Annotated in this window: 14 protein-coding genes and 1 pseudogene; 7 read left to right on the top strand and 8 right to left on the bottom strand. The window is 40.1% G+C overall.

Annotation, left to right across the window (positions count from 1 at the left end; genetic code table 11):
- Positions 1 to 73: 73 nt before the first annotated feature.
- Complete coding sequence (locus KW93_RS17720; protein ID WP_235318341.1) at positions 74 to 364, bottom strand: hypothetical protein; 291 nt, start codon at positions 362 to 364, stop codon at positions 74 to 76.
- Positions 307 to 579 carry a nucleotidyltransferase domain-containing protein gene (locus tag KW93_RS17715; RefSeq protein ID WP_081986905.1) on the bottom strand — a complete coding sequence of 91 codons (273 nt, stop codon included), beginning with the start codon at positions 577 to 579 and terminating at the stop codon, positions 307 to 309. The genes KW93_RS17720 and KW93_RS17715 overlap by 58 nt, the downstream gene beginning before the upstream one ends.
- Positions 580 to 976: 397 nt before the next feature.
- Here KW93_RS17715 and KW93_RS01865 point away from each other — a divergent pair, with 397 nt between their 5' ends.
- The 6 genes from KW93_RS01865 to KW93_RS01840 all read left to right on the top strand — a co-directional run bounded on the left by KW93_RS01865 (position 977) and on the right by KW93_RS01840 (position 5,667).
- Positions 977 to 1,438, top strand: coding sequence for a PH domain-containing protein (locus KW93_RS01865; RefSeq protein ID WP_033541254.1), 462 nt, complete (start codon positions 977 to 979; stop codon positions 1,436 to 1,438).
- Between the two features lie 246 nt (positions 1,439 to 1,684).
- Positions 1,685 to 2,035, top strand: a complete 351-nt coding sequence (locus KW93_RS01860) for a PadR family transcriptional regulator (protein WP_033541253.1) — start codon at positions 1,685 to 1,687, stop codon at positions 2,033 to 2,035.
- Positions 2,019 to 2,717, top strand: a complete 699-nt coding sequence (locus KW93_RS16855) for a permease prefix domain 1-containing protein (RefSeq protein ID WP_052131422.1) — start codon at positions 2,019 to 2,021, stop codon at positions 2,715 to 2,717. Before KW93_RS01860 ends, KW93_RS16855 begins: the two co-directional genes overlap by 17 nt.
- 25 nt (positions 2,718 to 2,742) lie before the next feature.
- A complete protein-coding gene (locus KW93_RS01850) occupies positions 2,743 to 3,531 on the top strand; it encodes an ABC transporter permease (protein WP_033541252.1) in 789 nt (262 codons plus the stop codon).
- Positions 3,515 to 5,014, top strand: coding sequence for a permease (locus KW93_RS01845; protein ID WP_235318340.1), 1,500 nt, complete (start codon positions 3,515 to 3,517; stop codon positions 5,012 to 5,014). The genes KW93_RS01850 and KW93_RS01845 overlap by 17 nt, the downstream gene beginning before the upstream one ends.
- 14 nt (positions 5,015 to 5,028) lie before the next feature.
- Positions 5,029 to 5,667 (top strand): ABC transporter ATP-binding protein, encoded by a 639-nt coding sequence (locus tag KW93_RS01840; RefSeq protein ID WP_033541251.1) that lies wholly within the window; start codon positions 5,029 to 5,031, stop codon positions 5,665 to 5,667.
- Between the two features lie 122 nt (positions 5,668 to 5,789).
- On the opposite strand, the pseudogene KW93_RS01835 reads toward KW93_RS01840, so the two are convergent.
- From KW93_RS01835 to KW93_RS16850, 6 genes and pseudogenes are all read right to left on the bottom strand, one after another.
- Positions 5,790 to 6,113, bottom strand: a pseudogene (locus KW93_RS01835) (polyprenyl synthetase family protein); the annotation flags it as partial.
- 106 nt (positions 6,114 to 6,219) lie between these two features.
- Complete coding sequence (locus KW93_RS01830) at positions 6,220 to 6,903, bottom strand: hypothetical protein (RefSeq protein WP_152602406.1); 684 nt, start codon at positions 6,901 to 6,903, stop codon at positions 6,220 to 6,222.
- Positions 6,904 to 6,991: 88 nt separating this feature from the next.
- Positions 6,992 to 7,189, bottom strand: coding sequence for a hypothetical protein (locus KW93_RS01825; RefSeq protein WP_033541249.1), 198 nt, complete (start codon positions 7,187 to 7,189; stop codon positions 6,992 to 6,994).
- A 101-nt stretch (positions 7,190 to 7,290) separates the two neighbouring features.
- Positions 7,291 to 7,980 carry a hypothetical protein gene (locus KW93_RS01820; RefSeq protein WP_033541248.1) on the bottom strand — a complete coding sequence of 230 codons (690 nt, stop codon included), beginning with the start codon at positions 7,978 to 7,980 and terminating at the stop codon, positions 7,291 to 7,293.
- A gap of 94 nt (positions 7,981 to 8,074) precedes the next feature.
- Positions 8,075 to 8,644 carry a TetR/AcrR family transcriptional regulator gene (locus KW93_RS01815; protein WP_033541247.1) on the bottom strand — a complete coding sequence of 190 codons (570 nt, stop codon included), beginning with the start codon at positions 8,642 to 8,644 and terminating at the stop codon, positions 8,075 to 8,077.
- Positions 8,645 to 9,039: 395 nt separating this feature from the next.
- Entirely contained in the window at positions 9,040 to 9,780 is a 741-nt protein-coding gene (locus KW93_RS16850; protein WP_052131420.1) for a helix-turn-helix domain-containing protein, read from the bottom strand.
- A gap of 119 nt (positions 9,781 to 9,899) precedes the next feature.
- Between KW93_RS16850 and KW93_RS01805 the strand changes: the two genes are divergently transcribed.
- Positions 9,900 to 12,143 carry an ATP-binding cassette domain-containing protein gene (locus KW93_RS01805; protein ID WP_033541246.1) on the top strand — a complete coding sequence of 748 codons (2,244 nt, stop codon included), beginning with the start codon at positions 9,900 to 9,902 and terminating at the stop codon, positions 12,141 to 12,143.
- Positions 12,144 to 12,231: the final 88 nt, after the last annotated feature.

Here is a 12,231-nt window from a genome sequence, read left to right as displayed (position 1 = left end):
TTGACATGAAAATTGAGTCTTCTGTTGAAAAACCATTCAAAACTGAAAGAATTATTTTATCTGGCATCCCTTATTAGTTGGCAAAGTACTTTTTACTTTCGATATCCTTTAATCGGGGTGTTCGGCCAATTTGTTCATAGACTTCCTTTTCCTCCAGAAGTTGTTGGGGACTTAAGACCATTACTGATAGTCCGCATAATGTATAGCGATCAGGCAGCAGCGAGTCATGCTGCCATACCCATTCCGGCAAACCGTTCAGGATCAGATTGCCATCAATGGATCGCGTGATATAGCAAACTGTGACTTCTACTTCGTTTTTGCGAAAATCCGACTGTCTATTCTGGAACAGCTGTTTGACAGGCAATCGTTTATAGCCTGCTTCGGAAAGTTCTTTTCAAAAAGGTCCCGATTTTGAATCCACGTTATCAAATCGATGTCGCCGTGTGGCCTGGAGATTTTTCCGAGCAGAAAGTCAATGGCCCAGCCACCACGCAGCCAAAACTCCAATTCCAATTGATCCGTCAACAGGCAAATTTCTGTCAACACTTCTAATTGCGTTTGCGTCTGTGCATCAGTCATTAGGAGACCTCCTCAAATATTCCCAATCTCTTGAAATACTCCAGGGAATCTCATTCTCTTTACAAAATACCCGGTTACGATCATTGCCACAATTAAAGTCACTTCCATATAAAACGCATCCTTTCACTAAACTGCCCTTGATTCACCATTCGCTTTTACATCTTAAAAGTCCTTCCTAATATTCTTTATCAATTACTTAGCAAATCCGATAATGATACAAAAGTAGAACCATTAGTAAAAATGCAGTTTTTTAAAATAAAGATTAAGAAGTTGTGTATTGATAAACCCTATCTCTACCCTTCTCTTTGATTAGCCTCTAATAATTCTTTATCTTTTCTTAATGAAACCTATGAATTATTAAGCCCGTATACAAAGGTAATGAAAGGAAGTGGATGAAATGTATTTCCCTTCAAAAAAAGATATGTGGATGTCGATTATACTTTGGTCGTGTTCAATACTCTTTATTGTTCCTCCACTTTTTTTCCCAGATTTAGGAGTTTGGATGACACCAGATTTTTTAGATAAGCAATGGATTAAAATTGTTGTTTTATTTCCATTTGGCTTCTGCCTCTTGTGGATGTGGTTTAAGACGGGATATACAATCCAAGACAATTTTCTTCTAATACAATTTGGCCCTTTTAACTGGAAGATCAGGATTGATCTAATACATAGTGTTAGAAAAACTAGAAACCCGTTTACAGATCCTGCTTTGTCTATGGATAAAATAGAAATAAATTACGGAAGATTTCAAACGATAGGAATTTCACCAAAGAATAAATTCGAGTTTATTTCTGAATTAAGAAAGCAAAACTCGAATATAAAAATTGACAGCAATTTTGAAAAGGCTAAGGAAAGTTAACAGTAATTTTCCTTAGCCTTTATTATTTTTAAAATCAATAACATCCTTTCGGCAAACCGTATGCAAAAGTACATATTTGCGCACAAAAAGGAGAGAAGAGCTTTATTTCAGCTTCTTCTCTCCTTTTTTAAACCAGCATCTTCTGATAATTCACCAAAAGTTAATTTCATTTTTTGAATATCTCTAAAAGTAATACCTTGCATTATTAGGTATAGTAATTTATGTTAATTGAAAGAGGTGAATTTCGTGGAAATAAACAAAGAAGTGCTGAAGGGACATATCGACACCATCATCCTCTCCCTTCTCTTTACCAAAGACCGATACGGCTACGAAATTGCCAAACTCGTCCGGGAAAAGAGCGGGAACCAGTTTGAGATGAAAGAAGGCACACTCTATCTTTCCTTGAAACGGATGGAGAAAAATAACTGGATTGAATCTTACTGGGGAGACGAGCAAGGCGCTGGCGGGCGGCGAAAGTATTACAAGCTGACCCCCTTAGGCCAGGAAGGCTATCGCCAAAAGCAGGATGAGTGGAAATTTGTAAAAGGGATAATCGATGGATTTATCGGAGGTGGAAAAGATGACGCGGAAGATTGATGAATATGTGGATCAGGTATATCGCCATGCCAAAGGAAACGACCAGGAAATCCAGGAACTTAAAATGGAAATGAAAAATCATTTACTGGAAACGGTTCAGGAACTGCAGGCTGAAGGCATGACAGAGGATCAGGCAGTCCAGATCGCCAAGGAACGTTTCGGAGAAGTCAACGAGCTGCGCAACTTGGTCAATCAGCTGTTTGAACGCCAGAAAAACTTCGGGAAATGGGTTCTTTCCATCGGAATTGGACTGCTGCTGACAACAGTTATTGCGGCTGTTCTCACCCTTATAAACGGCAGTAACCAGGCTGTGGAACAGGCTGATATCGCTTACGCAATTAGCGAAATCGCTGGAAATGGGGACGAACTGGCAGATGCTGATGAACAGAAGATTAAAACGCTTCTTGACCAAATCAGCTTTATCAAGGAAACAAGAGTGTACGCAGATCCATCTTCTGCTGATCCATTTTATACCTCAGGCAATGGTTCCAGTTTCCCCGCCAGCCTATTTACCGGTGAATACAGCTATGGGACAGATGACAACTTTGTGGTGTTGGAAGTTACGGATACATGGGTTATCGGGGTGTTGTTCCTGGCAATTGGCTTCACAGGATTTATTACCCTGTTTTCAATTTGGTTTGCGATCAACCGCTACCATGCAAAAAGAAAAATTCAAAAATAAACGGGCTTTAGGAAAGGAGAACATTATGAAGCATCTGATCAAAACGGAATGGCAAAAGGCGATGACACTGCAGCGGTTGCTTTTAGCCCTGGCGGTCGTATTCCTTATACCGACTATACAGTTTCTCGCGGTACGCACCGGTTATGTATTTTACCGGCCCATAGAAGTGCACACGGAAGCCATCGGAAGCGTCATTGCACTGCTGTTTCCTTTGTTTTTCATCATCCTCTACGCCAACAGTTACGCTGTTGAACAGAAAGAGAATTTCATTACGTATACGAAGACACGCGTCCGCCTTTCTCACTATTTAACTGCAAAAGGCATTGTGAACGCAGCGGTCGTTTTTGGCACCGCTTTTCTGATGATTTTCCTGCCCTTTGTGTTTATCGTCTATATTGAACCGGCCATTGGACTCGTCAGCTATTACACACAGATACAAGGCGTCGTTTCGGTTGGCACATTCGAGCCTTTTCTTCGCTACGGAACCTTGGTATACGCCATCATCTATTCTTTATGGGTGGCCGTAAACGCGGTCCTTTATGCGACGGCCGCCTATGTCTTGACACTGCTGATTAAAAACAGCTTCCTGGCTCTTTCACTGCCTTTCCTTTGGTATTTCGTCATTGATTTTGCCATTGCGGTTTTGGGATACCCGCAGTTCTCAATGACCAGTACGGTCTTCCCTTTTAACATCATCCAACAGCCACTTTGGACAGTGCTTGTGCCATTTTCGGTAAATCTATTGTTGTTGTCCGCACTGGTCATTTATACGAAAACGCGGTTTGAGAAGGCTGTTTATGAGTATGCGGAATAGCTGGCCGGCGTTCAATTGGCTGTGGCTTGTACCGGTGATCGGGCTGTATGCATGGAGCATCCGGCAGTCCCTCATTGCCATCTCAGAAATTGAAGAAAGCTCCTCTAATTTTTGGGATCTCTTGCTGCATGGGAGCAATGACGTCTACTTAATCAATTATTTGATGTTTCCATTGTTCCTGTTCAGAATCGGCTATCAGTTGACCAGTTTTTATGAATACACATTGTTGATCCGTTTCGGCTCGTATGCCAAATGGATCGTTCGCCAGGCACTTGATTTTTCCTTGTTCACGGTTTCATTGCTATTGCTTTGGAACGCAGCGATTCTAAGTCTGGCGATCGGCCTTCCCTTTTCGATGGAATGGAGTGAGATTTCAAGACTGGACCGGGACGGCAATGAAATCCTATTCACACTGAGCAGTTTCTTTTCCTCTCCTTTACTCGCTTGGGCTGGCCAGTTCCTGCTGTTTTTCCTGACCCTGACCACCATCCATTTGCTGGCTGCTTTGATATATGTGGTCTCGAAGAGCAGATGGCTGCTCAATTCATTTTTAACTTTAATGTTTATCCTGGCCGTTCTGTCCTTTAAAGTGTTTCCGCCATCCCTTAAATGGATTTCCTTGCCGAACTATTTAAGCCTGTTTCACGGCATTGCAAGTTTTGGCCATATTATTATTCCATTTGGTGTTCTGTGTACGCTTCTGCTGATGTGCATCGGCAGCTTATGGCTGATTGGAAGGGATTATCCCCTTTTTAGAACGCAGCTCAAAGAAAAATGGCCGATCCTGGCATTCAGCGGTTTCATCTTGTTTGCCCTTGTGATGAAAGCTGTTCAATTCCGCGGGCAGCAATTGACTCTCAGTGATTATTGGATTGTCTCCTTTCTCGGCACGACCCAGGAAAGTTTTGATATGCTGTCGTTCAGTTTTTATCTCATCGTCTTTTTAGGCTTCATGTATTTTGTCCAACTTTTTCTGCAAACACAGCTGAAGGAATTGAATTACACTTCCATTATCCGGCATCGGTCGATGCTGAAATGGCTGTTTGGATGGCTGACGAAGCTATTCGGATTGATCCTTCTTTTTTTAGCGCTATTGATGGTTAGTGCATTAATGACTGGCCTTGCTTTTGATTATCCGCTGATCGGGAACTCGGTGTTGTTTCCGGATATTCCTTACCCGCCTATTCTCTATCATTTTTGGGTAAACGGAGTTTTACAGATGGTATTCTATATCCTGCTGGTGATTTTAGTATCGCTGCTGACGGAAGATGTGATGAAAAGTTTTGCGGTTCTCCTTGGCATGAGCATTTTCATGTTTCCGGGTGTAAATTTCAATTACTTCTTTCCCTTCGGATTAAACAGCATGGGATTGTTGCTGGAAACGACACCACTCCTCCAGCATTCCGCAGTCCTGTTGATTTATACACTCGGATTGTCTGCGGCACTCGTTTATTTACTCCGCAAGAAAGATTTTAACTTTTAAAAGGATGTGGCAAAATGGTCTTGATTGAAATGAAAGATGTAAGCAAGTCCTATAAGGGATTGGTTCTCTTTGAGAACACGGATCTTTCCATTGAAAAAGGGAGAATTTACGGGCTGGTTGGCCCAAACGGATCCGGTAAGTCAGTGCTGTTTAAAATGATGTGTGGCTTTGTCTTTCCGGACCAGGGCACGGTTACCGTAAGAGGTGTACAACTGGGAAAACAAAACAGGTTCCCTGATAACTTTGGCGTCATTATCGATCGTCCGGGCTATCTGGGCAATAAAACCGGTTTTGAAAACCTCAAATACCTGGCGATGATTCAAAATCAGATTACTGATGAACAAATTAAAGATGCGATGACGGCCGTTGGTTTGCAGCCGGCAGCCCGGCAAAAGGTGAAGTATTACTCACTCGGCATGAAGCAGAAACTGGCGTTGGCCCAGGCCATCATGGAGGATCAGGAAGTACTTTTGCTGGATGAGCCTTTCAATGCGCTGGATATCGACAGCGTAGAAAAAATTCGTGATTTACTGTTTTCTCTTAAAGAGCAAGGCAAAACCATTGTGTTGACCAGCCACAACCAGGAAGACATCGATATTTTATCCGACCATGTTTTCCGTGTCCGGAATTACGGGCTCGAAAAACTGAAGTGAACAACAAAAAAGGCCAAAACGAAGGGGATTCTTCGTTTTAGCCTTTTGAAATTCCATTCGTTTTTATACAGCCTCCTATAAATTGTTGAGATGTAAACTAGCTATTTCACCTATTAAGGCAATTATTTACTTCGATAAGTAATATAGCTCGCAAATGCTTCGGGCAACGACGTATCAATTTCTGATTTTGACAAAGCTTCTATCGCCCGAAGGTAATGGTCTTGCAACTTTTCTTTGGCCCCTTTCATCTTCAATAAAGCTGGGTAGGTGTTTTTTTCGCAGGCTGCATCTTTTCCGGCGGTTTTCCCCAACTCTTCCGTCGGTCCTTCTATATTCAGAATATCGTCTTTGATCTGGAATGCCGGACCTGCATGATAAATGTATTCTTCAAGGATAGTCCGTTGCTGTTCTGTGGCACCGCCCAGGATGGCTCCTGCCAGCACACTGAATCGAAGAAGACAGTTTTAGCTAGAGGATAATAATTTTGGCCATATTTTAGCTCGGCTAGTCACCTGATAGTTTATTTGGATGGGGCATTCATTAATTGCCGTTTCATTTATCCTTTAAGCTTTTATAGAATTCGGTACGTTCATTTATCACATTTCCATCATAAATATCGAAAACCTTGATTTCATTTTCAGTTGCTGATAGGAAAATACCGGTTTCAAAGTCAGTAGTTTTTTCTTTGAAAAACAAACCTTCTATGCCTTCCTTTGCATGATAAGTTAAAGAGTAGCCGTCTTGTGTTTTTTGTAAAGATGATTTTTTTCCTCTTTCATAATTCCACTCTTCGTATGGAAACGCTAATCTCTGAGAAACGATATGCAATTCCATATCCGGATATTTTTTTAAAAAATAGTTTACAGTTGACCCGTGAAAAATTTCCTGCCACCGGCTTTCTATTGTACCGGTTAATACCAATTGTGTAATTTGCAGCTTTGTTTTAACTTCTTCAAAAGCAGCTTCAAAACCTCTGTTTGAATCATAGGTGCACATAGAGAAGCTTTCAGCACCAAAATAAATACTCATTTTTTTGCTTTCAGTCAACATAAAGTTCACTTCATCGGCATTGTCTTCCTGCTCCAGGCTCGAGATGCCATAAGAGACATGGAAAGGACATCCAAATGCATCCGCCAATTTAGCCCCTCTCTGAATGGTACTGGGGCTGTAGGAATCCGCGTCTAAAAAGATTAAAATACATTCATCCCGTTTCTGAGAAATCATAAAATTCTTCAAAGTAAACACCTTCTCTTCTGCTTTTTCCCAAAATGTTCTCAATACATTTTGCATGCTTGTTATACGAATAAATCCAGATAGCGCCGCTTTATTGTAATTCCAATACGATGATTGCTTCACTTTTGTCAGGAGAATGAAAAACAGTATGGTGTATGACCGATTTCACCAGATAGGTTTCTCCACCGGATGCGGTATCAGTTATCACATCGCCTATAACCGGCACAACCCTTAAATCGTCTTCCGCAACTGTCAAGGTCCTCTTCCCATCTTTAAACGTTATGTCCATTCCGAGTTCCCCCTTAATTTCATTTCTCACCGCCAAATCCACCTAATACAATAGGAGACTGCCAGATAATCCAGCATTTTAACCTGTGCTGAATAGGTGGTTCAAAAACCTCTTCGTGTAGTTAATTTTCTATACACTTCCTTATGTGACTCTTTAACGTTTCCCGCAGAAATTGTGTAGCTCCTGACTTGATCACCTTGGATAGAGATAAAAATTCCCGTTTCAAACTCAGCGTTTTTCTCTCTGAAAAATGTTCCCTTGATGCCCCGCAAAGCTCGATAACTTAAATAGTATCCGTCTTCATCATCCGCCAGAACTGCTTCTTTCCCTTGTTTGTAATCCCAATCTTCATAAGAAAAAGGCAAATTGGGTGATACCAACTGAACTTCTATATGTGGAAATTTATTCATCAGATAATGGATTGACGAGCCGAAAAGAAGCTCCTCCCAGCGGCTCTCAACTGATCCGGCAAGTACAAGTCGAGTGATGCTTAACTCTTGTACAATGGTTTCAAAGGCCGTTCGGAAATCTTTTTCGGAGTGGTAAGAACTTAAGATAAAACTTTCTGCTTCAAAATAGCTGCTCATTACTTTACTTTCAGACAATAAACTTTCCAATTGTTCTTTTTCCTTCTTTTCATTAGCCGGCGTTCCATACCATACATGAAACGGGCATCCGAAGGCCTTAGCCAACACAGCGCCACTTTGGATAGTGCTGGGATTATATGAATACGGTTCAAGAAAAATCAACACATTTTCTGCATGATTTTGGGAATTCCATGTTGCCGCCATTTAAAAACCTCCTTTTTTAAAAATTTCTAGTTAAAACTATAAAACTGTTGGTGTTTTAACAGTTTTCATGATGATGAATAAATACCGGCCGAATCTAGCCAGTATCATTTCTATTTTTTATAATCAGGCCGTGCAATAGAATTTCGGTAATGTCTTCAGTTGCCTGCTTTACAGAGGTCATCTGGTCGGAAAAGAATTTCTGCTCGAGTGTTGTATTAATTGCAGAAATGATCACCTTCATCAATACGTTAACATTTTGTTCTTTAATGATTCCTTCTTTCATCCCCTCTTCAAGCAAGATCTTCAATTCATCCCACTCATTCAATCTTTTAGTGACTTGATTCCATTGTTCTGGATAATAGCGTTTCAATTGCGATAGTATTCGCTCATCGTAAAAGTCATTGTGTTCAGGCATCATACTGATTGTCTGGCGAATTTTTTCCTGTAAAGTGATGGTTTCATTTCCAATAATTTCACGGGACCGCTTGTCAAAATCGTATAAGGTGGCATCGATAATCGTCTCTAATATTGCCAGCTTAGAGGAAAAGTGTTCATAAAGCGTTCGTTTGCTGATTCCTATTCGGCGGGCTAAATCGTCCATGGTAAATTTAATCCCATTTTCCTGGGTTTCTTCTATAAAAGCTTGTAGAATTCTAGATTTCACTCAATCTCCCCCCTCTAGAAAACTAATAATACACTATAAGTTTTGTTAGTTCAACTTTAAAGATATCTCTTACATTGGTGTATGAAACAAGTATTTAACATTATTCTTTTAGTTACCGTTCATATAAAGCTGTACTTCTGCGAATAAAAAAAAGAAAGTACTTCATTTGAAGTTCCTTCTTTAATAAATTTTGATATTTGAACTATATACTCCATAATTTTGACACATAAATATATGCAACAGTCTTTTGAAAGAATCTTTTATGCTGTATTGATTTTCCTTTTACCTCCTTATTTCTTAATGTAACAGCAATAACTGATAATCTTCATATGAAAACCTCGAGTTCCCACCGGATGCTTGATGAATCTTATTTCGCAAATCTGACCAATCCATTTTCATTCGGTCAACTCAATCCACATCTTAAAATAATCCCGATAATCATCTTGATCTCTAGCAGAAACTAAATATTGAAAAATCTGGTCTCCTATCTTTTCCTTTTTTATTCCCGCTTCTTTAAGTAAGTCTTGTAAGTTTGTGTCCTCGCTCTGGTTTCTCCAAACGATTCCGTAAAGGTAATTTTTTTCTTCTTTGTCCCCTTCACGCAGAAGGCAACTTGAATCTATATTAGCGAAAAGTCCACATACATATTCATTTTTCTCATCAAAATTCACAATATCAGCTGAGAGAGTGGGGTCTTCCAGATAAAGTTGGATAAGCTTTTTATCTGTGAAATCAAAATAATGTATGGGATCAAGTTTCTGCTTTCTAATTCGTGGTTTTTGATATTTCAAACTGTCCAACTGCTTTAGTATGTTTTCTCTCGCAGTGATCCTGTCAACCACCTTTTGTAAATGATCTATTGACCGCTCCAGATGATCTTTTGTTTCTGAAAATAAATTCAATAAATTTTCAGCTGTCATTTCTTCTCTTTTTTTTATTGTATAAAGAGGCACTTCCAACTCTCTGTAAAATATAATATCGCAGATATCTACCATTGTTTGAAAGGAGAATTGGCGATAATTATTTTCATTATTCCGCTCGAACCGAAGTACCCCTTGTTTATCCCAATACCTTAAGGTAGAGGCCGGTATGCCCAAAGCTTTCGAAACTTCCGTAATTGTAATAGTTTTTTCCATTTTAGTCCCCTTTTCACATTTGACCTTAAAGCAGCTTTAACGTTTAAAATTTATTATAGCTTATCAATTTACTGAAAAACAAAAGGCATTTTAATATCAACAATGATATGGAGGAAAAGATGAAACCTATACAAATAAGAAAAGCAATGGAAAACAATTTAAAAGGATTTGATATTACCATTCCGAAGAACCAATTAGTGGTGTTTTCAGGCGTGTCCGGATCTGGGAAATCATCATTAGTCTTTGACACTGTAGCTGTGGAATCACAAAGGCAGCTCAATGACACTTTTCCACTTTTTATCAAACACAAATTACCTAAATATGAAAGACCCAAAGCGGACAGTATAGAAAACTTAACTCCTGCTATTACGGTCAGTCAGAAAAAAGTAGTTGGAAGCTCCCGTTCCACTGTTTCCACCATGATTGATATAGCCCCCTTATTCCGTTTGTTATTCTCAAGGTGTGCAGAACCTGGTGCAGGTGTTGCTACGGCATATTCCTTTAATTCTCCTCGCGGAATGTGTCCTGTGTGCAAAGGGATTGGTGAAACAGTTAAACTTGATTTGACTAAACTTCTGGATACAAGTAAATCACTAAACGAAGGAGCCATTCAATTTAAACCATGGGCAACAACTACTTGGCAATGGAGGTTGTACGGCAACTCCGGTTTTTTTGACAATAACAAAAAACTGGCTGACTATACGAAAGAGGAATGGCACAATCTCCTGCACGGTTCGGGGCGCAAAGTGATTATTGAAAACGATCCATCCGGTGTATGGTACGAAGGCGTTGCAGATCGATTTAATCGCTTGTATATTCATAAAGACGTAGATTCGTTAAGCACCAATGTTCGAAGTTCCGTTCAAAAGGTTGTCTCTATTGAATGTTGCGATTCATGTAACGGAAAAAGATTAAATGAAAAAGCACTTCAGTCCAAAATTCAAGGCATGAATATCGCGGAAGTTTTCGATTTAGAGCTTGTAGAGGTAATGCCTTTTTTAGAAAAAATCACAGATGAAGTCGGAAAGTCACTTGCAGCTTCCATATTTGAAACCTTGGAACGTGTCATCGATTTAGGGTTGGGTTATTTAAAATTGAGCCGTACCACGAGTACACTGTCCGGTGGAGAAGCTCAAAGATTAAAACTGGTCAAACATCTTGGCAGCAGCTTGACTGGAATGACTTATATTCTGGATGAACCAAGTACAGGCATGCATCCGAGTGATGTGGAAAAAATTATAAAAATTTTAAAACAGCTTCGCGATAACGGAAATTCTGTTCTTGTTGTAGAGCATGACCAACAAATTATACAGGCAGCGGATGAAATAATAGAACTAGGTCCAGAAGCAGGTGCCACGGGTGGATATTTTGTTTTTCAGGGGACACCGAATGAATTGATAAACACTTCTACTGCAACCGCCCAAAACCTTTCCAAAAAAACAAAGATAAAGCAACCTTCCCGTACATTCGATGAATGGATTACGGTGGAAAATGCTTCACTTCACAATTTAAAAAATGTCAGCGCCCGTTTTCCGAAAAACGCTTTAACTACAGCAACCGGCGTTTCAGGTTCAGGAAAAAGTTCGTTAGTGCTCGGAGAACTAACAAAGCACTATCCAAAAGCGATTGTCATGGATCAAAAACCCGTTGGAACCTCCATTCGGTCAACTTTGGCTACTTACTTAGGAATTATGGACGCTGTGCGGGTAGAATTTGCTGATAAAACAGGTCAAAATCCAGGACTCTTCAGTTTTAATTCATTAGGAAAATGTCCAAACTGCGGCGGAAAAGGGGTAACGGAAGCGGATATGGTTTACGCCGACCCTGTGATTGTCATTTGCGAGGAATGCCAAGGCCTAAGATACAGCAATGAAGCACTTTCTTATAAATACCATAATAAAAATATTTCCGAAGTATTGGAAATGACCAGTTTAGAAGCAGCCAACTTCTTTAACAGTCCAGTCATTGCTAAAAAACTAGCTGTTTTGGATCAGGTTGGTCTTGGTTATATTACCCTTGGCCAGTCAACAACTACATTATCCGGCGGTGAAATCCAGCGAATGAAAATTGCAGCCAAATTAAAAAGTTCCGGCGAGCTCATTATACTTGATGAGCCAACTAATGGGCTTCATATGGCTGATGTGGAATTTTTGATGAAGTTACTCCGTTCGCTCGTGGATGATGGCAATACCGTTATCTTGATTGAACATGATTTACAAGTGATAGCCAAAAGCGATTGGGTAGTGGATATAGGTCCCGGCGGCGGCAAATTCGGTGGACAAGTATTATTTGAAGGTCCGCCATCTGGACTGATTAATTGTACAACTTCAATTACCGGTAAATGGATGGCCAGCTTCGAATGAACCAGCTCCATTATAATGCATGAACTATGAGTAAACAAAAGAGCGTTCCGCTAAAAAAAGTTAGTCATGGGGTGAATATAGATAGCAG

It is taken from the genome of Planococcus sp. CAU13, assembly GCF_000775575.1.
GTDB lineage: Bacteria > Bacillota > Bacilli > Bacillales_A > Planococcaceae > Planococcus.
The sequence above is the reverse complement of the archived record's forward strand: the minus strand, read 5'-3'. Positions and strand labels throughout refer to the sequence as shown.